Origin of the sequence: Mycobacterium sp. NPDC050441 (assembly GCF_040655355.1) — a bacterium.
GTDB lineage: Bacteria > Actinomycetota > Actinomycetes > Mycobacteriales > Mycobacteriaceae > Mycobacterium.
In genome coordinates this window covers 512070-536590 of record NZ_JBFAJS010000001.1, presented here as the reverse complement: position 1 = coordinate 536590, position 24521 = coordinate 512070, and the positions used below count along the sequence as shown (strand labels likewise).

The window sequence follows — 24521 nt, the reverse complement described above, 5'->3', positions numbered from 1 at the left end:
CTACATGCCGATGAGCGACTCGATCCAGCCGCGGGCAAAGTACAGGATGAAGCCTGCGGCCACGACCCACAGCAGCGGGCTGACCTCGCGAGCCTTACCGGCGGCGGACCGCAACACCGCCCAGGCCACGAAGCCGACGCCGATGCCGTTGGCGATCGAGTAGCTGAATGCCATGGTGGCCACGGTGAGGACCACCGGCAGGGCCACGGAGAACTCCGAGAGATCGATGTGGCGCAGTTGCGAGACCATCATGGCGCCGACGATCACCAGGGCCGCGGCGGCGACCTCGGTGGGCACGATCGAGGCCAACGGCGCGACGAACATGGCCGCCAGGAACAGCGCCCCGGTGATGAGGTTGGCGAACCCGGTGCGGGAGCCCTCCTCGATGCCCGCGCCGGATTCGATGAAGACGGTGTTCGACGATGCCGATGAGGAGCCGCCGACGACGGCACCGGCACCTTCGACGATGAGTGCGGATTTCAGCCGCGGGAAGTTGCCCTGGGGGTCGGACAGCCCAGCCTCTCGGGACAGCCCGGTCATCGTGCCCATCGCGTCGAAGAAGTTGGCGAACACCAGGGTGAATACCAGCATGATGGCGGCCAGGGCCCCGATCCGGCTGAAGGCGCCGAGGCTGACGTCGCCGACGAGGGACAGGTCGGGCAGCGCGAACGGTGAGCCGGACAGGGCCGGTACCGACAGCCCCCACCCTCCCGGTTTGTCGTGTGCCGACCCGAGATGCCAGATCGCCTCGACGATCACGGCCACCACGGTGCCGGTGACCAGACCGATCAGGATGCCGCCGCGGACTTTCCGGGCCACCAGGATTCCGGTGACCAGCAGTGTGAACACGAAGACAACGGTCGGCACGGTGTTGATGGAGCCGACCCCGCCCGTGCCGAGACCGACCGGGGGAGAGGGCAGGCCGGTCGAGCCGACGAATCCGGCGTCGACCAGTCCGATGAACAAGATGAACAGCCCGATGCCCGCGGTGATCGCCAACTTGAGCTGCATGGGCACTGCGTCGAACACCAGACGGCGGAACCCGCTGGCCGCCAGTGCCACGATGATCAGGCCGTCGATCACCACGAGGCCCATGGCCTCGGGCCAGGTGACCGTTCCCACCACGGTCGTGGCCAGAAACGAGTTGATGCCCAGACCCGCGGCGAACGCGAACGGCAACCGCGCGATGATCCCGAACAGGATCGTCATCACGCCTGCCGCCAGACAGGTGGTGGCCGAGACCTGCGCGAATTCGAGCTTGTTGCCCGCGACGTCGGCGGAGCCGGAGAGGACGACCGGGTTCAGCACGATGATGTAGGCCATCGCGATGAAGGTGACCAGGCCTCCGCGGATCTCGGAGAGGGCCGTTGAGCCGCGGGCCGAGATCTCGAAGAAGCGATCGAGTCGATTCATAAGCGATGAGCCTAAGGCGGGACCGGTCTGGTTTCCCGTCGTATCGCTGATGATCGACGTGGTACGGGCGGTGACCGCCGGCTCGATCCCGTCGTGCGGGGAAGCCTGTGGAGCCCAACACTGTCGGAGTCATCTGCCGTGGAGTCAATATTGGGATGTTGAAGGGCCACAGCCGCAAAGGGATTGGCGCCGAAAAATCGTTTGACCTCAACTTGGGTTGAGGTGTCATGCTGCGTACATGACAGTTCGGCGCTATCGGTGCGGTGTGGAAAACCGCCCCGAATCCGGGGGTAATCCCCCTGGGGATCGGGTGCGTCGCCGGATAGCTTCGAGTGGCGAGGTGTCTGAGGCCAGCGATATGAGCAGTGGCAGGAGCGGGGGCCATGCCTATGAGTACGGGTGCGCGCGTGAGTATTGACGATTGTCTGTCGGAACGGTTCGAGCGCGACGCGCTGCCGTTGGTGGACCAGCTCTACGCGGCGGCGCGTCGTTACACGCGCAATGTCGTGGACGCCGAAGACCTCGTTCAGGAGACAATGGTCAAGGCGTACAGCAGCTTTCACACCTACCAGGACGGCACGAACATCCGGGCCTGGCTGTTTCGCATCCTGACCAACACTTGGATCAACGCGTACCGCACCGCGCAGCGTCGACCGCAGGAAGTCTTCGCCGACGAACTCTCGGATGCCCAACTCGCGGAGGTGGCGCAGCGCTTCCCGCTCGGCGTGGTCTCGGCGGAACTGGCGGCCCTGGAATCTATGGGCGATGACGAGGTGCGCCAGGCCGTGCGGGCATTGCCGGAATCGCAAGGCGTGGTCGTGTACTACGCCGACGTTGCGGGATTCCGGTACAAGGAGATTGCGGAGATTCTGCAGATTCCGGTCGGAACAGTGATGTCGCGACTGCATCGCGGGCGCCACGCGCTGCGTTCGAGACTGGTTGAAATGGCAGTCGCCCGAGGCTATCTCGATCGTCCATCGCATGACGGCACAGCGGCCTAGCCGCGTCGGGGTGCCCGGCCGAGTCGAGTCGGTCAGGTAACAGACAGCAAGCTCCCAGCATCCGGGCCCCCGACTGCGGTCCCGCTCACAGCGGTGTAAAGTTCCTCCCCGCTGTACATAGTTATTCGAACTAATTCGCCGATCGCCGGGGCTCATCGCCATTGGCGGGTTCGGGTAATCGTCGGGAGGTACCGGTGAGTTCTGGTCGGGCTGTTCGTCGTGTGTTGAAACACGGGTGGATTCCGTTGGTTCTGGTGGTCGTACTCGCCGTGTCGGGCCTGGTGGTCTCACGATTGCACCGGGTATTCGGCTCCGAAGATCTCAACGCGAACGCCGGCGCGGGCATCGAGATCGTCCAGTTCAATCCAAAGGTCCTGGTCTACGACGTCTACGGGCCGCCCGGGGCGACGGCTCAGATCAGCTATTTCGATCCGGACGCCAAGGTGCATTCGCTGACCGCGCCGCTGCCGTGGTCGGTCACGTTGTCGACCACACTGCCGACCGTCAGCGCCAACCTCATGGCCCGCAGCGACGGTGACCAGATCGGTTGCCGGGTCACCGTGAACGACGTTGTCCGCGAGGAGAAATCAGCCGATGGCATCAACGCCCAGACCTACTGCCTGGTGAAGTCCGCATGACCACTTCCGCTCACGCACACCCCAAGCGGCCGTTGATCGCCCACGGCCTGCGCATCCTCGCGGTGCCGGTCATCCTGTTCTGGCTGGCGTTCTCCGTGGCCGTCAACATGATCGCGCCGCAGCTCGAGATCGTCGGCGAGGAACACTCGGCGCCGATGGCGCCCGAGGATGCGCCGTCGATGATCGCCATGAAACGGATGGGAACGAACTTCCAGGAGTTCGATTCCAACAGCACGATCATGATCGTGGTGGAGGGTGAGCGGGCCCTGGGGCCCGACGCCCACCAGTACTACGACGAGATCATCCGCAAGCTGCGTGAGGATCCCGAACACATCCAGCACATCCAGGACTTCTGGGGCGACACCCTGACGGCGGCCGGGGCGCAGAGCGCCGACGGCAAGGCCTCCTACGTGATGGTGAACCTCGCCGGTCAACAAGGCCAGACCCTGGCCAATGAAGGTGTGCAGAAGGTCCGCGACGTCATCGGGGAAACAACGGCCCCGCCCGGCGTGCGGGCCTACGTCGCCGGGCCGGCCGCGCTGACCCACGACATGCACGTCATCGGCAACGCCAGCCTGGGCAAGATCACCTTGTTCACCCTCCTGGCGATCGCGATCATGCTGCTGATCGTCTACCGCTCGATCGTCACCACGCTGATCCAGCTTGTGCTCACCGGTGTCGGGTTGCTGGCCTCACGCGGACTGGTCTCGGTGCTGGCGTACCACGACGTGTACGGGCTGACGACGTTCGCCGGGAACATCCTCACGATGCTGGCGATCGCGGCCGCCACCGACTACGGAATCTTCCTGTTCGGCCGTTATCGTGAGGCACGTAGCGCGGGGGAGGACCGGGAAACCGCGTACTACACCACCTTTCGGTCGGTGTCCCCGGTCATCATCGGCTCGGGCCTGACGATCGCCGGGGCGACGTACTGCCTGAGCTTCGCCCGGCTGCCGTACTTCAGCACCATGGGAGCGCCGGTGGCGATCGGCATGCTGGTGGTCGTCGCCTCCTCGGTCACCATGGGTCCCGCAGTGTTGTTCCTCGGGAGCAAGGTCGGTCTGTATGAGGCCAAGAAGCCCGAGAAGGGCCGGTTCTGGTACAAGGTCGGCACGGCTGTCGTCCGTTGGCCCGCACCCATTCTGGTGGCGAGCGCCTTTGTGGTGCTCATCGGCGTGGTGGCCATCCCCGGTTTCAAGCCGGCCTACAACGACCGTTGGTATCTGCCCGCCGACGCGCCGGTGAACGTCGGATTCGACGCTGCCGACCGGCATTTCAGCCAGGCCCGGATGAACCCCGACATCCTGATGGTCGAATCGACCCATGACATGCGCAATCCGGCCGACATGCTGGTTCTGGATCGGGTTGCCAAGAACGTGCTGCGCACCGAGGGCATCGCGATGGTGCAGAGCATCACCCGCCCGCTCGGTATTCCCATCCAGCACAGCTCAATTCCGTTCCAGACCGCCATCCAGGGGCAGACCAGCAATCTGAACCTGCCGTTCCAGCGGGAGCAGTTGGCCGACCAGCTCAGGATGATCGACGCGACGAATGTCTCGATCGGCATCATGGAGCAGCAGTACCAACTGTCCCTCCAGCAGACCAAGCTCACTCAGGACTCGGCGGCCAAGTCGCAGGAACTGCTCGAGGTCACCAAGAAGATGCGCGACAACATCGCGAACTTCGACGACCAGTTCCGGCCCATGCGCAACTACTTCTACTGGGAGCCGCACTGCTTCGACATCCCCATGTGTTCGGCGACGCGTTCGGTCTTCGATGCCCTCGACGGGATCGACGAACTGACCGACAAGACATCTTCGGTGCAGGTCAATACCGACCAACTGGCCGATCTTGCCCCGAAATTGACTGCGCTGCTTCCGCAGTCGATCGCGTCGATGAAGACCAGCCGGGACTTGTCGCTGGCGTCGTACAACTCGCAGAAGGCCCTGATCGACCAGATGCAGGCGATGAACGACACCGCCCTGGCCATGGGTGAGAGCTTCGACCAGGCCAAGAACGACGACCTGTTCTACCTGCCGCCGGAGGCGTTCACGAACCCCGACTTCGAGCGGGGCCTGAAGATGTTCCTGTCGCCCGACGGCAAGTCGGCGCGGATGTTCATCACCCACCAGACGGATCCCGCGACGCCCGAAGGTATCGCGCGGGTCAACGCCGAGCGCACCGCCGCGCAGGAGGGCCTGAAGATGTCCTCGCTGTCGGACGCCAAGATCTATCTCGGCGGCGTCGCGGCAACCTACAAGGACATGAGCGACGGAGCCCGATACGACCTGATGATCGCGGTGGTATCGGCACTGACACTGATCTTCGTCATCATGCTGATCCTGACCCGCAGCGCTGTGGCGGCCCTGGTGATCGTCGGAACCGCGGCCAGTTCGATCGCAGCCTCATTCGGCATCTCAGTGTTGTTGTGGCAGGACCTGTTCGGCATCCACGTGCACTGGCTGGTCATGTTGATGTCGGTGATCATCCTGTTGGCTGTCGGATCGGACTACAACCTGCTGCTGGTCTCGCGGTTCAAGGAAGAGATCCACGCGGGCCTCAAGACCGGCATCATCCGATCGATGGGCGGCACCGGCGGTGTCGTGACCTCGGCGGGCATGGTGTTCGCGGCGACGATGGCGGCCATGCTGGGCAGCGACCTCGTCGTGCTGGCGCAGATGGGGTCGACGATCGCGATCGGCCTGCTGCTGGACACCTTGATCGTGCGCTCGCTGCTGATGCCGTCGATCGCCACGCTGCTGGGCAGGTGGTTCTGGTGGCCGCAAGTGGTGTATCCCCGCGGGGACAACCACTTCCGGAAGCCTGTGCCGCGTACACCCCGTGCCGACGATGAGGACACGACGGCGATTCCGGTACCGACGAGCTAGATTCGTACGTCACTAGTTCGTCGATCTGCCGCAGTGCCGGTCACATCGGCCAATTGTCCAGTGAATTAGGGTGATTGAGGGGTGCGGCAGCGGGGAGCGGTCGGGGCTGCTGCGTGGTGATGGCATCCAGGATCAGCACCACGTAACGGCGCCAGCCGTCGCTGCCGAGATCCATCGTCCACAGGACGCTGTTGAGCATCGCAACGATCCTCGGCAGATCCTCGGCCACAAGGTCGCCGCGAACGAGGCCGTCCTTCTGGGCTCGGTTCGTGAGTTCGCGCATGGCGGCTTCGAGGCGATCCGCGATGTTGGCCAGCGCGTCGGCACGCCTGGCTGCAGCGAGGATGTTGTGCTCGGCGGCGCCCAGTGCAGTGGCGGCCTCGATCAGTTCGGTCAGCCCGCGTAGTGGATCCTTTCGGGCGAGCGCTTTTTCGATTGCAGGCGAGAGGTTTTCATCGATGCTTTGATCGAGCGCGGCTCGCAGAAGGTCGGCTTTCGTCGGGAACCTGCGGTACAGGGTTCGCTCACCAACTCCGGCGCGGCCGGCGATCGTGTCGATCTGCGCATCGGGGCCGAGCTCGGCAAACACCTCACGTGCGGCTCGCAGGATGCGGTCGGCATTGCGTGCCGCATCGGTGCGCAGCGGGCGTTCGGCTGTCGACATGGCATCAGCCTATCTGACAGTTGACTGTCAGATAGGCTCGCTCTAACCTCGCAGAAGTGGCAGCTGACTGCCAGTTGACGCCCGGAGATTGCGAGGATCGCCGATGACCATGCCCAGTCCCGAAGCGTCGGTGGAAGCCGAACTTCCCTCGATCCCCGCTCCACGCGCCGACGGATGCCCATTGGCGCCCGCCCCTGCGTTCGCCGGATGGCGGGAGGCCGAGGGGCTTCAGGCGGCAGTCTGGAAGGGAAAGCCGGTATGGATGATCAGTCGCTACCAGGACATCCGGGCGGCACTTGTCGACGAACGGCTCAGTGCCAATACGGGGCTGTACGGCGTACCGACCGAGAGTGGTGAGATTGCTCTGATCTTCCCGCGCCTGGATGATCCCGAGCATCAGCGGCTGCGGCGAATGTTGACCAGGGACTTCACTTTCCGGCGAGCAGAGGCAATGCGGCCGCAGATTCAGGAGTTAGTCGACGGCTTCCTCGACGAGATGATCGCGGCCGGTCCGCCTGCAGACCTCGTGAGCAAGTTCGCGCTGCCGGTGCCGTCGCTGGTCATCTGTCTGCTACTTGGGGTGCCGTACGAGGATCACGAGTTCTTCCAGAAGCAGAGTGCCGCCGGGCTCGACTCGAACGCATCAGAGGAGGAGCGCACTCAAGCCCAACTGGCGTTGTTCACCTACATGTTCGACCTGGTGGCCCGCAAGGAGCGGGAACCGGGTGACGATCTGATGAGTCGGCTGATTGCCGACCATGTCGCCACGGGTGAACTCAACCGCGAAACCGCCGCCATGAACGGCCAGATGTTGCTGGCCGCCGGCCACGAAACCACCGCCAGCATGATCGCTCTGGGCGCGCTGGCCCTGTTGCAGCATCCCGACGCTGCGGCGCGCCTGCGGGAGACCGATGACCCAGCCGTGGTGGCCGGCATCGTCGAGGAGCTGATGCGTTATCTGTCGATCGTGCACAGCCTCGTCGACCGCGTCGCTCGGGAGGATGTCGTCATCGGCGGGCAGCTCGTCCGGGCCGGTGACACGGTTCTCATGAACCTCCCGGCGGGAAACTTCGACACCGGCTTCGTCGATCAGCCCGATGCCTTCGACGTAAATCGCAACAGCCGAGGGCATCTCGGCTTCGGTTACGGCGTGCATCAGTGCCTCGGCCAGAATCTTGCGCGGGCTGAGCTGCAGATCGCCCTGGCCGCGTTGGTGCGCAAACTGCCCGGATTGCGATTGGCGGTCGCGCCGGGAGAGTTGAGATTCCACAACGACAAGGAGATCTACGGTGTCGTGGAGCTGCCAGTCACCTGGTGACCGCCGGCGCGGCATCCGGCTGTACAACTGACAGCAATATGACGTATTTCGGCGAACTCCGGACCAATTGGCAACCGCTGGCCGCCGCGACCGCGGGTCTCAGTGCGGGTCTGAGCCTCAGCGCCTACACGAACGCCGCGATGGGGCCGCAGTTCCTGGCGGCGTTCGGGTGGAGCCGCTCGGATTTCGCGCTGACCGGCGCGATCACCTTGCTCACGTTCGTGTTCCTGCCGTTCTACGGCCGCCTCGCCGACCTGTTCGGGGTGCGCCGCATTGCCGCGATCGGCGTCGTCGGACTGCCGGCGTGCTGGATCGCGTACGCGATGATGTCCGGACCCATCTGGCAGTACTTCATGATCAACGTCGCCCTCATCGCGCTCGGGGTGACCACGACGCCGGCGATCTACAGCCGACTGGTCGCGACGCGTTTCCGGACGGCCCGGGGTCTGGCCCTGGCCATCGCGATCTCGGGCCCGCCCCTGTTGGGTGCGATCGGTGCTCCGGTGGTCGATGCCATCAACCGCACACATGGTTGGCGGGCCGGGTGCGTGGCCATCGCCGTCACGATCGCGGTCATCGGTGTCACCGCCCTGATGCTCGTGCCCGGGCGCAACGGAGATGCGGCCTCGATCGCGGGAGAACGCAAGGCCGGCAAGGATTACCGCGCCATCGGGCGCAGCAGGGTGTTCTGGATCCTGCTGCTGGGCGTGCTGCTGTGCAATCTGTACCACTCGGTCACCACCACCCAGCTCGGGATCATGCTCGGCGACGCCGGGGCCGGCGGCGATGTCGCGGTGCTCATCACGGTGTTCGCGGTCGCCGTCATCATCGGCCGTTTCGTGTGCGGCGTGGCGCTCGATCGGCTGCCTGCGCAGGCGGTTGCCGCGGTGGCGATGGCTCTGCCGGGTCTCGGCTGCCTGCTCATCGCGTCGCCGTGGGACGCCATCGGTGTCCTCGCCGTGGCCGTCTGCTGTCTCGGCGCGGCCTGGGGGGCTGAAGGCGATGTGATCGCCTACCTGGTGGCACGCCACTTCAGCCTGGGTGTGTACAGCACAGTCCTCAGCATTCTGTCCGCGGTGATCGGGGTTTCGTCAGCCCTGGGCGCGGTGGTGCTGAGTCGTATGTTGGCCGCCACCAATAGCTTCGACAGGTTTCTGGTGCTGGCCGGAGTCGCGGCGTTCATCGGTGGCGCGGTGCTGTTGCTACTCCGACGTGGACAGGTCGTATTTACAAATGACGATGAAAGTGTCACGGTGTCCTGATGGACTTCTCCCATGTCGAGCTCGCCGAGGAGGACGCGGCCTTCCGTGATGAGCTGCGGGCATTCCTGGCTCGCGTCGTCACCGACGAGGTGATCCAGCGTGACCGCGAGACCGGCGAGAACTTCGACGAGGCAGTGCATCTGGCCCTGGGCAAGGCCGGGTATCTGGCCGGCGACTACCAGGCCGAGGCCGACGGCGGATTCAGCGCGGTCCGGCGCCGCATCTGGGAACTGGAGATCGGCCGCGCACACACCCCCTGGTTCCACTGGGGAACGACCGCCATGGTCGCCCACACCGTGGAGAAGTTCGCCTCGGCCGAACTTCTCGACGAGGTACTGCCGGGTGTCGTGGACGGGCGGCTGCGGCTGTGCCTGGGCTACACCGAACCTGAAGGCGGGTCCGATGTCGCGACCTGCAAGACCCGCGCCGTGCGGGACGGGGACAGCTGGATCATCAACGGCTCCAAGATGTTCACCTCGAATGCGCACAACGCCCAGTACGTGTTCCTGCTGACCAACACCGATCCGTCCGCGGCCAAGCACAAGAGCCTGACGATGTTCCTGGTGCCGCTGGATTCCCCTGGCGTCGAGATCCAGCCGATCCGCACCGTCGACGGGGACCGCACCAACATCACGTATTACAGCGACGTCCGGGTCAGCGACCGCTACCGCGTCGGTGAGGTGAACGGCGGCTGGACGGTCCTGCGCGGTGCCCTCGAACTCGAACACGGCACCTTCGAACGCGAGACGCGCGGTCTGCAGAAGCTGGCCACCATGACCGAGCACATCAATTTGATGGCCGAGGCGGTGGACCACGTCGCGGCCGTTGCCCCCGATGACGCGGCGTCGCGCTACCGGTTGGGCCGGGGCATCGCCCGGCTGGAAGCGGCCCTGAGCAGTCCCGACATGTACGGCCGCGTAGCGATCGCCCAGACCATGCGCGACGTATCCCCGGACCTCATGGACCTACTCGGATCGGCCGGTGCGCTGCCGGTCGGCGCGACCGGGGCCGCAGACGACGGCGGTGCCGAGTACGTCTTCCGGCTGGCCGGCCCCACCGGTATCTACGGTGGCACCCTTGAGGTATTCCGCAACATGATCGCCCAGCAGGCGCTGGGGCTGGGCCGGCCGAACTACTCGCCCGCAAAGTGAGCGGTGCCGCGTCGGTACTGTGGCCGGGTGCATCCCATGGACAACGCCCTCGAGCTCGAATCATCCGGTGACGATCTCCTGCGCGGGCGGACGATCCCCGAGTGGGCCAACATGGTGGGCCCGTTCGGCGGTATCACCGCAGCCACCATGCTGCGGGCGGTCGAGCTGCACCCGAAACGGCACGGCCAGCCCATCGCCCTGACGGTGAACTACGTGGCGCCGATCGCCGACGGTGAGTTCGACATCCTCACGCGAATCGTCCGGACCAACCGATCCAATCAGCACTGGATCGTCGAACTAAGCCAGGACGGCGAGGTCAAGACCAGCGCCACCGCGGTATTCGGGCTGCGTCGCCAGGGATGGTCGGACACCGAGATCATCGCGCCACAGGTCCCGGCACCCGAGGACATCGAGGCGTCGGTCCTGCCGTTCGGCGTGGTGTGGTTCGACAACTACGACATGCGCTTCGTCGACGGGGGGATGCCCGCCATCGGCAGTGAACCGACCGCATCGGCCAGTTCTTCCACGACCCTGTGGGTGCGGAACAAGCCGTCCAGGCCAATGGATTTCGCCGCGTTGGCCGCGGTGAGCGATATCTTCTATCCGCGGGTGTTTCTGCGTCACGGCCAGTTCGTACCGGCCGGAACGGTGTCGATCACGGTGTATTTCCACGCCGACGACGAGTTGCTCGCCGCGCAGGGGGACGACTTCGTGCTGGGGACGGCGCGGGCACACAAGTACTCCGGTGGCTACTTCGACCAGACTGCGCAGTTGTTCGGCCGCACCGGCGCACTGCTGTCCACCAGCCACCAGTTCGTCTACTTCAAGGCCTGAGACTTCACGGCCGGCGGTCCTCGGGGACCGACTGCAGGGCGATCCAGGCGCTTACCCGGGTCTGCGGATCGTCGAGCTTCCCGGGCAGCACCGTCTCGATGGCCGCGAGACGATTGCGCACGGTGTTGCGGTGCAATCCGAGTTCTTCGGCGACCTTGAGCCGGGATCCGTGGTGGCGCAGGAAACAACGCAGGGTTTCCAGCTGCTCGGTATCGAGCCCGCGCAACCAGGATTCGGCGAACGCGGTGGCTTTCTCGGGATCGATCAGACCGAGCGGGCCGTTGTCGATCACCCGGTCCCACACCACCGCGCCGGACACGTCGGTGGCCTGGCCCAGCGCCAGGCCGGCAGTGCGGTAGCCGGTCTCGCCGTCACCGGGTACGACCGAATTCCCGACGCCGACGAGCAGTCCGTCCGCGGCCAACCGGGAAGCGGTCGCTACGGCACGGGACGGCTCGGTGACCGCGCACAGTTCACCGGCGTAGACCCCGGCGAGGATCCCGCGCCGCTCTAGGGCGGCTACCGCGTTCTCGATGGCGGATTCGTCTCCGAGGCCGCGGAGGAAGCGAATGTGCTTCGGCAGCTCGAGCGCCGCCTGGTCCACTTCCAACACCAATTGTGCGGTGCGGACGTCACTTTCGGCGAGAAGCTCCAGCACGCGGCTGTGCAGGTGCCGTCGGGTCGTGGCACGGCTGCGGTCCTGCTCGTCGATGAGCCCCAACAGGGCCACCGCGGTCGTCACGGCCTGACGCTGTTCTTCCGACGCCCTGGCCGGCATCAAGGCGGCCAGATAGGCCGATGCCCGCCCGCTCAGCCCGATGGGGTGCACCGACACAGAGGTGGTCGGATTGGACTGCGCTGCAGCCGAACGTAAGCCGTGTACCTGAAGCCTCTTGACGTCGTCGGCGACCTCATCGAGCGGGAACTCGGTGCGGCGGGTGCCGACCGGGCCGGTGACGACGCGGCCGTCGGGATTCATCAGGCACGTCGCGCCGTCGAGCGCTGCGGCCAGCGCTGTGATGACCGCAACGACAGGATCCGGTTTGGCCGCGGCCGAGATGAGCTTGCGCTGCGTCTTGAGCGACTCGCGGGTGGCGGTGGACTCCTGCTCCTCCAGCAGGTGCGCGACGTATCGGCTGATCGCGACGAACGTGGTCAGCCGCGGCACCTCGAACAGATTCACCTGGTGTCGTCGGCAGGCGTCGACCAGTTCAGGTGGCGTTTCGGCGTGGGTGAGTCCGACGGCGAACCCCACGGCCGCCACGCCGGCGTCGCCGAGCCGGTGCACGTAGCCATCCCACTGGTCGTGCCAATTGCCGGTTTCCAGGCCGGTGGTCAGCAGGATCTCGCCGCCTTCCAGGAACGGCCCCGGGTCGGCGAGCTCACTCGTGGCCACCCAGCGGACCGCTGCGTCGGGGCGACAGACCTGGACTGCACGCAGCCCGAGTGCGGGCGCTTCCAGGAGATCGCCGACCAGGACCATGCTGCCAGTGTTGCACAATATCTAGTGGGGTAAATGTGCATTTCAGACCTGCCGTCGGCGCCGACCGTTGCCTAGCGTGAGGACAAACAACCGCCAGCAGCAGGAGGAACACGTGACCATCGCTGACATCGCGGGTGCGGCCATCGCCCAGGAACGCCGGCTCGTCACCACCATTCCGGGCCCGGTTTCCCGGGAAATGCAGGCACGCAAGACCGCTGCGGTGGCCGGCGGCGTCGGGACCACATTGCCCGTCTACGTGGTGGCCGCAGGCGGCGGAATCCTCGTCGACGCCGACGGTAACCAGCTCATCGACTTCGGCTCCGGCATCGCCGTCACCACTGTGGGCAACAGCGCACCCGCCGTCGTAGAGGCCGTCACCGAGCAGGTCGCCGCGTTCACCCACACGTGCTTCATGGTCACGCCGTACGAGGGCTATGTGCGGGTGGCCGAGGAGCTCAACCGGCTCACCCCCGGCGACCACGACAAGCGCAGCGTGCTGTTCAACTCCGGCGCCGAGGCCGTCGAGAACGCCGTCAAGATCGCACGCGCCTACACCCGCCGGCAGGCCGTCGTGGTGTTCGACCACGCCTACCACGGCCGCACCAACCTGACCATGGCGATGACCGCCAAGAACCAGCCGTACAAGAACGGTTTCGGGCCGTTCGCCGGTGAGGTGTACCGGGTGCCGACGTCCTTCCCGTTCCGTGACGGCGAGACCGACGGTTCCGCCGCGGCCGCCCGTGCCCTGGACCTCATCGACAAGCAGGTCGGCGCCGACAACGTCGCCGCCGTCGTGATCGAGCCCATTCAGGGTGAAGGCGGATTCATCGTTCCCGCACCGGGATTCCTGCGCGCACTGCAGAACTGGTGTACCGACAACGGTGCGGTGTTCGTCGCCGACGAGGTGCAGTCGGGCTTCGCCCGTACCGGCGCGATGTTCGCCGTCGAGCACGACGATGTCGTGCCGGACCTGATCGTCACCGCCAAGGGCATCGCCGGTGGCCTGCCGCTGTCGGCAGTCACCGGCCGCGCCGAGATCATGGATGCGCCGCACGCCGGCGGCCTCGGCGGCACCTACGGCGGTAACCCGATCGCGTGTGCCGCTGCGCTTGCCGTCATCGACACCATCGAGCGCGACGGGCTGCTCGCCCGTGCGGTGCAGATCGAGAAGACCATGGTCGGTCGCCTCACCGCGATGGCCGCCGTCGACTCGCGGATCGGCGAGGTCCGCGGCCGCGGCGCCATGATCGCCGTCGAACTCGTCAAGACCGGCACCACCGAACCCGACGCAGACCTGGCCAAGCAGGTCTCCACCTCTGCCCATGCCCAGGGGCTGGTGGTGCTGACCTGCGGGACCTACGGCAACGTGCTCCGATTCCTGCCGCCGCTGTCGATGCCCGACCACCTGCTCGAGGAAGGGCTGGACATCCTGGCCGGCATCTTCGCCGAGACCCGCTGACCGCTGCCGACCCAGGGAGACGCTGTGAACACGCAGAACGCGATCGCCGAACTCGACGCCAAGCACGGCATCGTCATCAACGGGCAGGCCCGCGGTGCCGCCACCACGTTCGAGGTGCATGACCCGGCCACCGGGCTGACCATCGCCGAAGTGGCTGACGGCACCGTTGCCGATGCCCGCTCGGCAGTCGACGCCGCGCATCGGGCCTTCGGTGGCTGGGCCAGGACCAGCCCGCGGCAACGCAGCGACATCCTGCGCCGGGTGTTCGACCTGATGGTCGCCGACATCGAGCGGTTGGCCGCCCTGATCTGCGCGGAGAACGGCAAATCGCAGGCCGATGCCCGTGCCGAGGTGGGCTACGCCGCCGAGTTCTTCCGCTGGTTCTCCGAGGAGGCGGTGCGGACCGACGGGGCCTACGGTGTCAGCCCCGCGGGCGGCACCCGGACGTTGGTGACGCACAAGCCGGTGGGGGTCGCCGCGCTGGTGACGCCCTGGAACTTCCCGGCCGCGATGGCGACCCGCAAGATCGCCCCCGCGCTGGCCGCGGGATGCACCGTCGTCCTCAAACCGGCCGCCGAGACGCCCCTGACGGCGCTGGCGATCGCCGGAATCCTGTCCGCCGCAGGCGTCCCCGACGGTGTGGTCAACATGGTGCCCACCACCGATGCCGCCGCCGTGGTCGAGAACTGGTTGAGCGATGACCGGGTCCGCAAGGTGTCCTTCACCGGTTCCACCGGCGTCGGCCGGGTGCTGCTCAAGCAGGCCGCCGACCGGATCGTCAACGCCAGCATGGAACTCGGCGGCAACGCCCCGTTCGTCGTGACTGCCGACGCGGACGTCGAAGCGGCCGTCGCGGGCGCGATGATCGCCAAGTTCCGTGGGGGCGGTCAGGCCTGCACCGCGGCCAACCGGTTCTACGTGCACGCTTCGGTGGCCGACGAGTTCGTCGCCCGCTTCGGCGCCGAGGTTGCGGCGCTGAGGGTGGGCTCCGCGTCGGATCCGGCATCGCAGATCGGTCCCGTGGTCAGCGAGCGCGCAGCGCTGCGGGTGGCGGCCGCGATCGATGCCGCGGTGGCCGACGGCGCGGTGATCGCCGCGCAGGCGCAGACACCGTCCGAGGGCTGGTTCGTCGCTCCCACCTTGCTGACCGGAGTTGCCCCGGATGCCGCGATCCTGGCCGACGAGATCTTCGGACCTGTCGCCCCGGTGGTCGTGTGGGAAGACGAGGCGGATCTCCTGCGTTGGGTCAACGACACCGAATACGGTTTGGCTGCCTATGTTTACGCCGGCCGGCTACAGGACGCGGTGCGGCTCGCCGAGTCCTTCGACGCCGGCATGGTCGGCATCAACCGGGGCGTCGTGTCCGACCCGTCGACCCCGTTCGGCGGGATGAAGCAGAGCGGCCTCGGTCGCGAAGGCGCACGTGTCGGCCTTGAGGAGTTCCAGGAGACGCAGTATTTCAGCGTGGCGTTCGACTGAGCGGTCCGCTCAGAACGGCGCCGAGTGCTGCATCAGGCTCAACATCAGCACGACCATGCACAACAGCGAACTGAACATGATCAGCCCCATGATGACGATCACGAACCACGACGCGCAGAGCTGCTTGCCGTGGGCCAGCTTCGCGATCCGCGCGTCGTGCATGAGTTCATCTGCGACGACGGCGAATTCGACGCCTTCCAGCTCGCTGTCGGCAGCAGGGGCGCCGCAGGATATTTCGCGAAGGCGGGCGGCGGCGATGCCCACGCCGACCCCGGCGAACCGCCGACTCATCTGACGTGCCTGCCGGCGGCTGAGACGGTGATCGAGCGCATCGATCGAATGCGGCCACTGTGCCCATCCGCCGTGCGCGTTCGACGGGGTCGTCATAACCCATTGAGTCTACGAGCGTGCCGGGTTGTCAGGAAGCGTTCGGAGGTGACTTGTTCACGTGCGCAAGTACTTTCTTCACCGGACTACGTTCACCGGACGACCCGGTGCACGTCTTCCGTCACGTCACCGCCCTCCTGAGCGATCCACGGCCCTTCGATCGACGGGTCGATGATCCCGCCCTCCAGCCACGTGTACCGGCTGCCGAGCACGTTATGCGCCAACGTTCGGTCCGAGTCGTCGCTGTTGTCCCAGAGCTCGGTGAACAGCCGCTCGGCCCGCACCCGCGATTGGCGGCAGAACGCGTCGGCGAGCTCGACCGCGGAGTCCGGTGCGTCGCTGCGAGCCCGGACGCAGGCCGCCGTCATCGCGAACAGCTCCGCCCCGATGTCGACGATCCGGCCGAGGAAGCGCTGCTTGTGTTCCAACTTGCCCTGCCACCGGGACATCGCATAGAACGTGCTGCGCGCAAGCTTGCGGCTGGCCCGTTCGACATAGCGCAGGTGTTCGCCGAGCGGGCCGAACTCGGTGAATGATGTTGGCAGTTGGCCTTTTCCGGTGACCAGCGTGGGTAGCCAGCGGGCGTAGAACTTACCGGCCTGCGCGGCCGCTTTCGCCTTGTGCTTGAGGTCGGCGTCGGGATCGATGATGTCGCCGGCCACCGACAGGTGGGCGTCCACCGCCTCGCGGGCGAGCATCAGATGCATGATCTCGGTGGAACCTTCGAAGATGCGGTTGATCCGCATGTCACGCAAGACCTGCTCGACGGGCACACCGCGTTCGCCGCGCGCGGCCAGCGACTCGGCGGTCTCGAAGCCACGGCCGCCACGAATCTGCACCAGTTCGTCGGCGATCAGCCAGGTCATCTCCGAGCCGTAGAGCTTGGCCAGTGCGGCCTCGATCCGGATGTCGGTGCGGCCGGCGTCGGCGAGCTCACTGGCGAGTTCGACCATCGACTCGATTCCGTAGGCGGTGGCCGCGATGAACGCCACCTTGCCGGCCACCGCGTCGTGCTCACCCACCGGCCGGCCCCACTGCACGCGTTCCTTCGACCATTCCCTGGCGATCTTCAGACACCACTTCGCCGTTCCGGTGCACACCGCAGGCAGCGACAGCCGTCCGACGTTGAGCGTGGTCAGGGCGATCTTGAGGCCTTCACCTTCGCGACCGATGCGGTTCGCCGCGGGCACCCGCACGTCGGTCAGCTTGGTCAGGCCGTTCTCGATGCCGCGTAACCCCATGAATGCATTGCGGTTGGTGACGACGATGCCAGGGGTATCGGCCTCGACGACGAACGCGGTGATGCCGCCCTTGTGCCCTTCACTCGCCGGCACCTGGGCCATCACCACCAACAGGTCGGCGATGACCCCGTTGGTGGTCCATAGTTTGACGCCGTTGAGCAGGTAGTCGTCGCCGTCGGGGGTGGCGGTGGCGTGCAACCTGGCCGGGTCGCTGCCCACGTCGGGTTCGGTGAGTAGGAATGCGCTGATCTCCCGCGTGCACCGTGGCAGCCAGGTCTGCTTCTGCTCGGCTGTCCCGAACATCGACACCGGCTGCGGTACGCCGATCGACTGATGTGCGGACAGCAATGCGCCCAGTGCGGGATGGACCGAGCCGACCAGGGCGAGCGCCTTGTTGTAGTACACCTGGGACAGGCCGAGACCGTCGTAGTCGGTGCCGATCTTCATGCCGAACGCGCCGAGTGCCTTCAGGCCCTGGATCACCTTGTCCGGGATCTGCGCGTCGCGTTCGATCACCGCGGCGTCGATCTGCGTCTCGCAGAACTGCCGGAGCTCGGACAGGAAGGCCTCACCCCGCTCCGTCGCCTCGGCCGGACCACGAGGGTGCGGATGGACCAGATCCAGCCGCAGTCTTCCGAGGAACAGTTCCTTGCCGAAGCTGGGTTGGTGCCACTGCGCTTCCCGCGCCTCCTCGGCGACCTGCCTGGCCTGTCGTTCGTTGACTTCTCCGGTAGCGGTCATCGCCGGCCTCCGTGTGTTGGGCCCTACTCGACGGTAACTCTGTTGTCGGCGGAGGAATACCCGCTATCCGTCCGATCACACGGCTGAGAACATGACTCCGTGACCAACCCGCGCACCGGTGCGTTCCGCGGCGACATGGCCTATATCGCCGCGGGAGCGGGTCCGCCCCTGGTGTCCATCCGCCCGGTGATGCCCTCCAGCGACAATCCGGCCGGGCTGACCCGTTGGGCCGAGCAACGCTCGCTGGCGGCCCTGGCCCGCCACTTCACGGTGTACTCGGTCGGGCGCCGCCCGGGCCTGGCGCCCGGACTGACGATGAGCGAGCTCGCGACCCACTACGCCGAGGCGATCGAGGACGGCTTCGGTCATCCGGTCGACGTCATCGGGGTGTCGACCGCCGGCAGCATCGCCCTGCAACTCACCGCCGACCATCCCGGGCTGGTGCGCCGGTTGGTCGTCGCTGCCGCGGCGTGCCGGCTCGGTGACGACGGCCGTCGGATGCAGCGCCGCTACGCAGACCTGCTTGCGCGGGGCCAGTACCGCCGGGCCGAGGCCGCACTCAGCCCGGCCACGGCCGACTCCTGGCTGGCGCAGCGCATGATGGCCGGCCTGATGGCACTGGCACCGCGGCCGGAGGATCCGGATGGAATGGTCGCGATGCTGCTGGCCGAAGACACCTTCGATCTGTGTGGGCGACTCACCGACATCACCGCGCCGACGCTGGTGATCGCCGGAGACCGGGACCGGCTGTATCCGCCCGACCTGGCGCGGCGAACTGCCGACGCAATCCCGGGCTCGGCGCTGCGGATGTACCGCAACCGCATGCACCACACCGTCACCCGTGATCCGCGGTTCGGTACCGACGTCGCGGCATTCCTCTCGGGAGTGCAGTCGTGACCACATGGGCCGAAGCCGTCTCGCTACACTTACCGTAAGTCCAACGGTTAGGAGCCGCGTTGATCAAGGTCATGCAGGGCGTGCGGGTGCTCGAGGTCGCGCAGTTCACCTTCGTACCGGCGGCGGGGGCCATCCTCGCCGACTGGGGTGCCGACGTGATCAAGGTGGAACACCCGGTGCGCGGGGACACGCAGCGGGGCTTCATCAACATGGGCGGGTTCCAACTCGACCCGAACCGGCATCCGCTCATCGAGCACCCCAACCGCGGCAAGCGCAGCGTGGGTATCGACGTCTCGACCCCCGGCGGGCAGGAGGTGCTGTACGAGATCGCCAAGACGGCCGATGTCTTCCTGACCAATTACCTTCCCGCCCAACGGCAGAAGAACAAGTTCGATGTCGAGCACATCCGTGCGGTGAACCCGAACATCATCTATGCCCGCGGCAGCGCCTACGGCGACAAGGGTTCCGAGCGCGATACCGGTGGCTTCGACGGCACCGCCTTCTGGACCCGCAGCGGTGTCGGGCACGCGCTCACCCCCGAGGCGATCAACGGTGCACTGTCCCAGGGCATTCCGGCTTTCGGCGATTCGATCGGCGGGATGAACATCGCCGGAGGCATTTCCGCGGCCCTGTTCCACCGCGAGCGGACCGGGGAAACCTGCGAGATCGACGTGTCGCTGCTGAGCACGGCGTGGTGGGCGGCCGGCGCCAGCGTCACCCAGGGCATGGAGACCGGTGAGACGATGCGCTCGCTGATGCCCGACGACGCCACCTCGGTGAACCCCTTCATGGCCAACTACCGGACTTCCGACGGCGGCACCATCAACCTGTGCATCGTCAGCCCGACCGGCTACATCCGGGACGCCTTCGAACACCTCGGTCTGCCTGAGCTGGCCGATGACCCGCGGTTCTCCGACGTGCTGCCGCTGATCGAGAACGCCTCGGAGGGCGTCGAACTCATCGCCAAGGCGATCGGCAGCAAGCCGTTCGAGTACTGGCGCCAGCACCTCAAGACGATGAAGGGGCAGTGGGCGCCGTTCCAAAGCCTGGTCGACCTCGCCGGCGACGATCAGGCTGTGGCCAACGACATGATCGTCGAGGTGGAAGCCACCGACGGGGGTAAGCCGTTCAAGGTCGTGCGTGGGCCCGTGCAGTTCAATCACGAACCGCTGGAGACCACCCGGGCACCCCAGGCCTCCGAGCACACCGAGATCGTGTTGATGGAGCTCGGCATCGACTGGGACCGGATCGAAGAGCTCAAGGACTCGGGCGCGATCGCCTGAGCCCGGCCCGGGCTGGCTTGGCTAGTTGCAACCGCCCGCATGGACCCATCGGCCGTTGTAGCCGATGCAGCCGCTGACGTTCGAACCCGGCGGGGGCGGCGGCGGTGGCACGTCCTCCGGGAGGGGGGCGTAGTAGGCCGGCGGTGGAACGTAGGGGGCGACGGCGTCGGCGATGTTGACGCACCCGCCGACCGAGATCCGGCGTCCGGCAGTCGCGCACACGTCTGCGTTGGCGGTCCCGGCCGGGGCGGCCAGGACGATGGCGCCGGGCAGCGCGGTGAAGGCGAGCGCGACCGTGGCCGCGCGGAGCCATGATGATCGAGGCGTTGGGGTGTTCATCGTTGTCCTAGGGGCTGATCAGGGGGCTTGATCCCGCAACGGGCGCGGAAATCGGTCAGCGGCTGACGGATCCCGACCATGTCGGCGTGGGCCTGGGGGTTGGCGTCGAAGAAGGCACGGGTCGCGTCCGGCACTTCTTCCTGTGGGCGGCCGTGCAGATTCGTGTAGAAATCGTTCACGTCCGGATGGGTCCACAAATACGTGGAGGTTGCGGCGGCGACTCCGGAGGCGATGCCGGCGAGATCGGCGGCCGTGCAATTTGGTGGGCGCGGTGGCGGCTCGGCGGCCGCTGTCACGGAGGTGAGCAGCGCGCCGATGATGCCGACAACCCCGACGGCACCGGCGGCGAAAGCGGGCACCATTCCGTAGCGCGCGGTGGTCAATGTGCGGGACACAGCGGGACTCCTTCCCGAGGCGGGCAGGTGCCGATTGCATCGCCCGGCGGGCCGAACTGTAGCAGGTGGGACGGGGTGTGCGCGACGAATCGTTCGCTCGGCAAGGACGTGGCTTGGCTTGCTGCGTCGGCGTTTAGGGTCGCGGCGGTGCCGCGTGCCGGGCGTTGCGGTAGGCCGTCGGAGTGGTGCCGAACCAGCGTTTGCAGGAGCGGGTGAGGACACTCTGCTCGGCGTAGCCGAGTTGATGGCAGAGCTGATCGAGGCTGAGGTCGGTGTCGAGCAGCAGGCGTTGGGCCGTCTCGCGACGCGTCTGGTCGACGAGGTCGGCGAACGTGGCGTTCTCGGCGAGCAGACGCCGTTGCAGGGCCTTGGGGTGCAGGCCGATGTGACGGGCGATGTCGATCAGGCCCACCGCCCCCGTGGGCAGGATCTGGCGGACCAGGCTGCGCACCAGTTGGCTCGTCGTCGAATTGGATTCGCCCATGACCCTGGCGAGGTAGTCGACCGCGGTCTGGTGGGCAAGCTGATCGGTGGGTAACGGCCGTTGGAGATCGGTGGTGCGCAGGGTGAAACCTGCGACCGGTTCGTAAAAGCTGGGCGGACAACCGAAGTAGCCCTGATAGTCGTCGGCGGGGGTCAGGGCGGGGTGCGGCAGGTGCACGGCGACGGGTCGGTAGTCGGCACCGAGGAACAGCCGTAGGACCCGCAGCGTGACTCCCAGCGACAGCTCGACGGCCTGGGCTTGCGGAGGTGACGGGTCGAGGACGTACTCGAATTCGAAGCGCCGCAGATCCGGGTCGAGATGTGTGGTCACCCGGGCGGTGATCGACGGGCTGTAGGCCGCCATGAACTTGTCGAAAATCATGAAGGCTTCGGCAACCGTGGCGGCATTGCGACCCGCCAGCCCGACCGGGCCGAGGATGTCGATGCCTTGGCGGAGCGCCAAACGCCGCCCGAAATCCGGCGTTTCGAGCACGGCGGCAGCGTCTTCGAGCATCTGGGCCCCGTTGGGCAGGGAGATGAACCGGTCGTGGCGACCGGCATCGTCGTAGGGAATGCAGGCGGCGGCGAGCAGTGCGTGACTATCTCCGCCGAGTTCGGCGACGAGTTGGTGAAAATTCGTGAGTGCCGTGCCCCGAATCACGGCCATGTCCCACAATGTCAAAGATTTGTCCCGGAATGTCAAGACAGAAGCTGGCAGTTTGCTGCACAGTAGATGCCCGGGTCGGGGTGAAACGGCTGCGCGGCTTGCCCCACCAGTGGTCGGCTGCACAGCCCAGTTCTTATGGAGAAGAGGGGCGTGGTGTCTGACGTGCAGGGTGACCAGTTGGTTGCGGCAGTACTACCGGACGGCGGTGTTTTGCCGTTCCCGCCGGTCCCATCGGGCAGTGTCGCGGGCCGCACGTTGCAGGAGTCGACGTATGACCCGCGGGTAACCCCGAAGCGACTACATGAGGACTCGCCGAACATCGTTATCGTGCTCATCGACGACGCCGGACCCGGCCTGCCCTCGACCTTCGGCGGTGAGGTGACCACATCGACGCTCGACCGGATCTGCGCTGAAGGAGTGTCGTACAACCGCTTTCACACCACGGCGATGTGCTCGCCGACGCGCGCCTCGCTGCTGACGGGCCGCAACCACCACGAGATCGGCAACGGCCAGATCGCCGAACTGGCGAACGACTGGGACGGCTACGCCGGCAAGATTCCGCGGTCGAGCGCCACCGTGGCCGAGGTGCTCAAGCAGTACGGGTACGCAACCTCGGCGTTCGGCAAGTGGCACAACACCCCCGCGGAAGAGACCACTGCGGCCGGGCCGTTCGAGAACTGGCCCACCGGTTTGGGTTTCGAGTACTTCTACGGCTTCCTCGCCGGGGAGGCGTCGCAGTACGAGCCGAACCTGGTGCGCAACACCACCGTCGTCCCGCCACCGCGGACACCCGAAGAGGGCTATCACCTGTCCGAGGATCTGGCCGACGACGCCATCTCGTGGTTGCGCAGGCACAAGGCATTCAACGCCGACAAGCCCTTCTTCATGTACTGGGCCAGCGGCTGCCTGCACGGCCCGCACCACATCATGAAGGAATGGGCCGACAAGTACGCCGGGAAATTCGACGACGGTTGGGACTCCTACCGGCAGCGGGTTTTCGAGCGCGCCAAGGACAAGGGCTGGATCCCGCAGGACTGCGAGCTCACCGAACGCGATGAGGCGATGTCGTCCTGGGACGACATCCCCGAGGATGAGAAACCGTTCCAGCGCCGCCTGATGGAAGTCGCGGCGGGCTACGCCGAGCACGTCGACGTACAGGTCGGCCGACTCGCCGACGAGCTCGAGTCGCTGGGCTACGCCGACAACACGCTGTTCCTCTACATCTGGGGGGACAACGGTTCCTCAGGTGAGGGGCAGAACGGCACCATCGCCGAACTGTTGGCGCAGAACGGGATTCCCACCACCGTGCGCCAGCACATCGACGCTCTCGACGAGCTCGGTGGCCTCGACGTCCTGGGCTCGCCGCTGGTCGACAACCAGTACCACGCTGCGTGGGCGTGGGCCGGCAGCACCCCGTACAAGGGCATGAAACTGCTTGCGTCCCACCTGGGTGGCACGCGTAACCCGATGGCGGTGCGCTGGCCGGCCAAGATCACCGCCGAACCCGCGCCCCGCGATGTGTTCCTGCACTGCAACGACATCGTGCCGACCATCTACGACATCGTCGGTATCGCACCGCCACAGATGGTCAACGGGGAACCGCAGATGCCGCTGGCGGGAGCCAGTTTCGCCCGCACACTGGCGGACCGGAACGCGCCCGGCGGCAAGAAGACCCAGTACTTCGAGATCATGGGCAGCCGCGGCATCTACCACGACGGCTGGATGGCCTCGGCGCGCGGGCCCCGGCTGCCGTGGGTGCCGGGCCAGCCGCAGGGGATCGCCACCTGGACCCCGGACAACGACGTGTGGGAGCTCTACCACCTCGACGAAGACTGGTCGCAGGCCAACGATCTCGCTGCTGAAGAGCCCGAGAAGCTGGCCCAGATGCGGGAGATGTTCATGGTCGAGGCTGCCCGCAATGAGGTGCTGCCGATCGGCGGTGGATTGTGGGTGCCGGTGTATCACCCCGAACTGCGTATCGCGCCGCCCTACAAGGAGTGGGAGTTCTCGGCCGACACCATTCGGATGCCGGAGTTCTGTGCACCGGCGCTCGGCAACAAGAACAACGTCGTCACCATCGACGTCGACATCCCCGCCAACGCGAACGGGGTGCTGTACGCCCTCGGCGCCGCGGCGGGAGGGCTGACGCTGTACCTGGACGAGGGCTACCTCTGCTACGAGTACAACCTGTTCATCTTGCAGCGCACCAAGATTCGCTCTGCTGGCAAGGTTCCGCCGGGTCGTGCCACCCTCACCGTGACAACCATCTACGCGGACCCACGCCCGGCCGGCCCACTCGACATCGCGGTGGTGCGCAACGGCGAAACGCTCGCCAGTGGCCAGGTCCCGGTCAGCGCACCGCTGCTGTTCACCGCCAACGATTGCCTGGATATCGGGACCTGCCTCGGCTCACCGGTGTCGCTCGACTACCGCGAGCGCGCGCCGTTCCCCTTTGAGGGCCGTATCCACCGCGTGCACGTCGCTTACACCTAGTCGGC

20 protein-coding genes are annotated in these 24521 nt (G+C 66.4%); 12 read left to right on the top strand and 8 right to left on the bottom strand.

The features are described from left to right. The gene (locus tag AB0I14_RS02600; RefSeq protein ID WP_358015427.1) at positions 1-1413 is read right to left on the bottom strand and encodes an NCS2 family permease; all 1413 of its coding nucleotides are present in this window, start codon (positions 1411-1413) and stop codon (positions 1-3) included. A 389-nt stretch (positions 1414-1802) separates the two neighbouring features. Between AB0I14_RS02600 and AB0I14_RS02595 the strand changes: the two genes are divergently transcribed. From AB0I14_RS02595 to AB0I14_RS02585, 3 genes are all read left to right on the top strand, one after another. Beyond that, positions 1803-2414 carry a sigma-70 family RNA polymerase sigma factor gene (locus AB0I14_RS02595; protein WP_358015424.1) on the top strand — a complete coding sequence of 204 codons (612 nt, stop codon included), beginning with the start codon at positions 1803-1805 and terminating at the stop codon, positions 2412-2414. A 221-nt stretch (positions 2415-2635) separates the two neighbouring features. Beyond that, positions 2636-3052 (top strand): MmpS family transport accessory protein, encoded by a 417-nt coding sequence (locus AB0I14_RS02590; protein WP_358015421.1) that lies wholly within the window; start codon positions 2636-2638, stop codon positions 3050-3052. Beyond that, positions 3049-5940 carry an MMPL family transporter gene (locus AB0I14_RS02585; RefSeq protein ID WP_358015418.1) on the top strand — a complete coding sequence of 964 codons (2892 nt, stop codon included), beginning with the start codon at positions 3049-3051 and terminating at the stop codon, positions 5938-5940. Before AB0I14_RS02590 ends, AB0I14_RS02585 begins: the two co-directional genes overlap by 4 nt. Before the next feature lie 40 nt (positions 5941-5980). On the opposite strand, the gene AB0I14_RS02580 is transcribed toward AB0I14_RS02585, so the two are convergent. Beyond that, positions 5981-6604: a helix-turn-helix domain-containing protein gene (locus AB0I14_RS02580; RefSeq protein ID WP_358015415.1), complete on the bottom strand. Its 624-nt coding sequence runs from the start codon at positions 6602-6604 to the stop codon at positions 5981-5983. A 103-nt stretch (positions 6605-6707) separates the two neighbouring features. On the opposite strand from AB0I14_RS02580, the gene AB0I14_RS02575 reads away from it, so the two are divergent. From AB0I14_RS02575 to AB0I14_RS02560, 4 genes are read left to right on the top strand one after another with little or no spacing between them, the layout of a single operon-like run. Then, positions 6708-7922, top strand: coding sequence for a cytochrome P450 (locus AB0I14_RS02575; RefSeq protein ID WP_358015412.1), 1215 nt, complete (start codon positions 6708-6710; stop codon positions 7920-7922). Positions 7923-7960: 38 nt separating this feature from the next. Then, positions 7961-9184: an MFS transporter gene (locus tag AB0I14_RS02570; RefSeq protein ID WP_358015409.1), complete on the top strand. Its 1224-nt coding sequence runs from the start codon at positions 7961-7963 to the stop codon at positions 9182-9184. Next, positions 9184-10335, top strand: a complete 1152-nt coding sequence (locus AB0I14_RS02565) for an acyl-CoA dehydrogenase family protein (protein ID WP_358015406.1) — start codon at positions 9184-9186, stop codon at positions 10333-10335. The genes AB0I14_RS02570 and AB0I14_RS02565 overlap by 1 nt, the downstream gene beginning before the upstream one ends. A 36-nt stretch (positions 10336-10371) precedes the next feature. Beyond that, positions 10372-11169 (top strand): thioesterase family protein, encoded by a 798-nt coding sequence (locus AB0I14_RS02560; RefSeq protein ID WP_358015404.1) that lies wholly within the window; start codon positions 10372-10374, stop codon positions 11167-11169. Positions 11170-11173: 4 nt separating this feature from the next. Here AB0I14_RS02560 and AB0I14_RS02555 read toward each other — a convergent pair whose 3' ends face one another. Continuing rightward, positions 11174-12652 (bottom strand): PucR family transcriptional regulator, encoded by a 1479-nt coding sequence (locus AB0I14_RS02555; RefSeq protein WP_358015401.1) that lies wholly within the window; start codon positions 12650-12652, stop codon positions 11174-11176. Between the two features lie 112 nt (positions 12653-12764). Between AB0I14_RS02555 and gabT the strand changes: the two genes are divergently transcribed. Both gabT and AB0I14_RS02545 read left to right on the top strand, forming a co-directional pair. After that, complete coding sequence (gene gabT / locus AB0I14_RS02550) at positions 12765-14111, top strand: 4-aminobutyrate--2-oxoglutarate transaminase (RefSeq protein ID WP_358015398.1); 1347 nt, start codon at positions 12765-12767, stop codon at positions 14109-14111. 24 nt (positions 14112-14135) lie between these two features. Beyond that, the gene (locus AB0I14_RS02545; RefSeq protein ID WP_358015395.1) at positions 14136-15590 is read left to right on the top strand and encodes an NAD-dependent succinate-semialdehyde dehydrogenase; all 1455 of its coding nucleotides are present in this window, start codon (positions 14136-14138) and stop codon (positions 15588-15590) included. Positions 15591-15599: 9 nt separating this feature from the next. Here the strand turns inward: AB0I14_RS02545 and AB0I14_RS02540 are convergent, their stop codons facing one another. Further along, the gene (locus tag AB0I14_RS02540; protein ID WP_358015392.1) at positions 15600-15977 is read right to left on the bottom strand and encodes a hypothetical protein; all 378 of its coding nucleotides are present in this window, start codon (positions 15975-15977) and stop codon (positions 15600-15602) included. Between the two features lie 92 nt (positions 15978-16069). Continuing rightward, positions 16070-17959 carry an acyl-CoA dehydrogenase family protein gene (locus AB0I14_RS02535; protein WP_358015389.1) on the bottom strand — a complete coding sequence of 630 codons (1890 nt, stop codon included), beginning with the start codon at positions 17957-17959 and terminating at the stop codon, positions 16070-16072. Positions 17960-18058: 99 nt separating this feature from the next. Here AB0I14_RS02535 and AB0I14_RS02530 point away from each other — a divergent pair, with 99 nt between their 5' ends. Then, entirely contained in the window at positions 18059-18856 is a 798-nt protein-coding gene (locus AB0I14_RS02530) for an alpha/beta hydrolase (protein ID WP_358015386.1), read from the top strand. A gap of 71 nt (positions 18857-18927) precedes the next feature. After that, the gene (locus AB0I14_RS02525; RefSeq protein ID WP_358016724.1) at positions 18928-20139 is read left to right on the top strand and encodes a CoA transferase; all 1212 of its coding nucleotides are present in this window, start codon (positions 18928-18930) and stop codon (positions 20137-20139) included. Between the two features lie 21 nt (positions 20140-20160). Here AB0I14_RS02525 and AB0I14_RS02520 read toward each other — a convergent pair whose 3' ends face one another. The 3 genes from AB0I14_RS02520 to AB0I14_RS02510 all read right to left on the bottom strand — a co-directional run bounded on the left by AB0I14_RS02520 (position 20161) and on the right by AB0I14_RS02510 (position 22023). Beyond that, complete coding sequence (locus tag AB0I14_RS02520; RefSeq protein WP_358015383.1) at positions 20161-20478, bottom strand: hypothetical protein; 318 nt, start codon at positions 20476-20478, stop codon at positions 20161-20163. Continuing rightward, positions 20475-20873, bottom strand: coding sequence for a heme-binding protein (locus AB0I14_RS02515; RefSeq protein WP_358015380.1), 399 nt, complete (start codon positions 20871-20873; stop codon positions 20475-20477). Before AB0I14_RS02515 ends, AB0I14_RS02520 begins: the two co-directional genes overlap by 4 nt. Positions 20874-21006: 133 nt before the next feature. After that, positions 21007-22023, bottom strand: a complete 1017-nt coding sequence (locus AB0I14_RS02510) for an AraC family transcriptional regulator ligand-binding domain-containing protein (RefSeq protein ID WP_358015377.1) — start codon at positions 22021-22023, stop codon at positions 21007-21009. A gap of 135 nt (positions 22024-22158) precedes the next feature. On the opposite strand from AB0I14_RS02510, the gene AB0I14_RS02505 reads away from it, so the two are divergent. Further along, entirely contained in the window at positions 22159-24516 is a 2358-nt protein-coding gene (locus AB0I14_RS02505; protein WP_358015374.1) for an arylsulfatase, read from the top strand. The last annotated feature ends 5 nt before the right edge of the window (positions 24517-24521 follow it).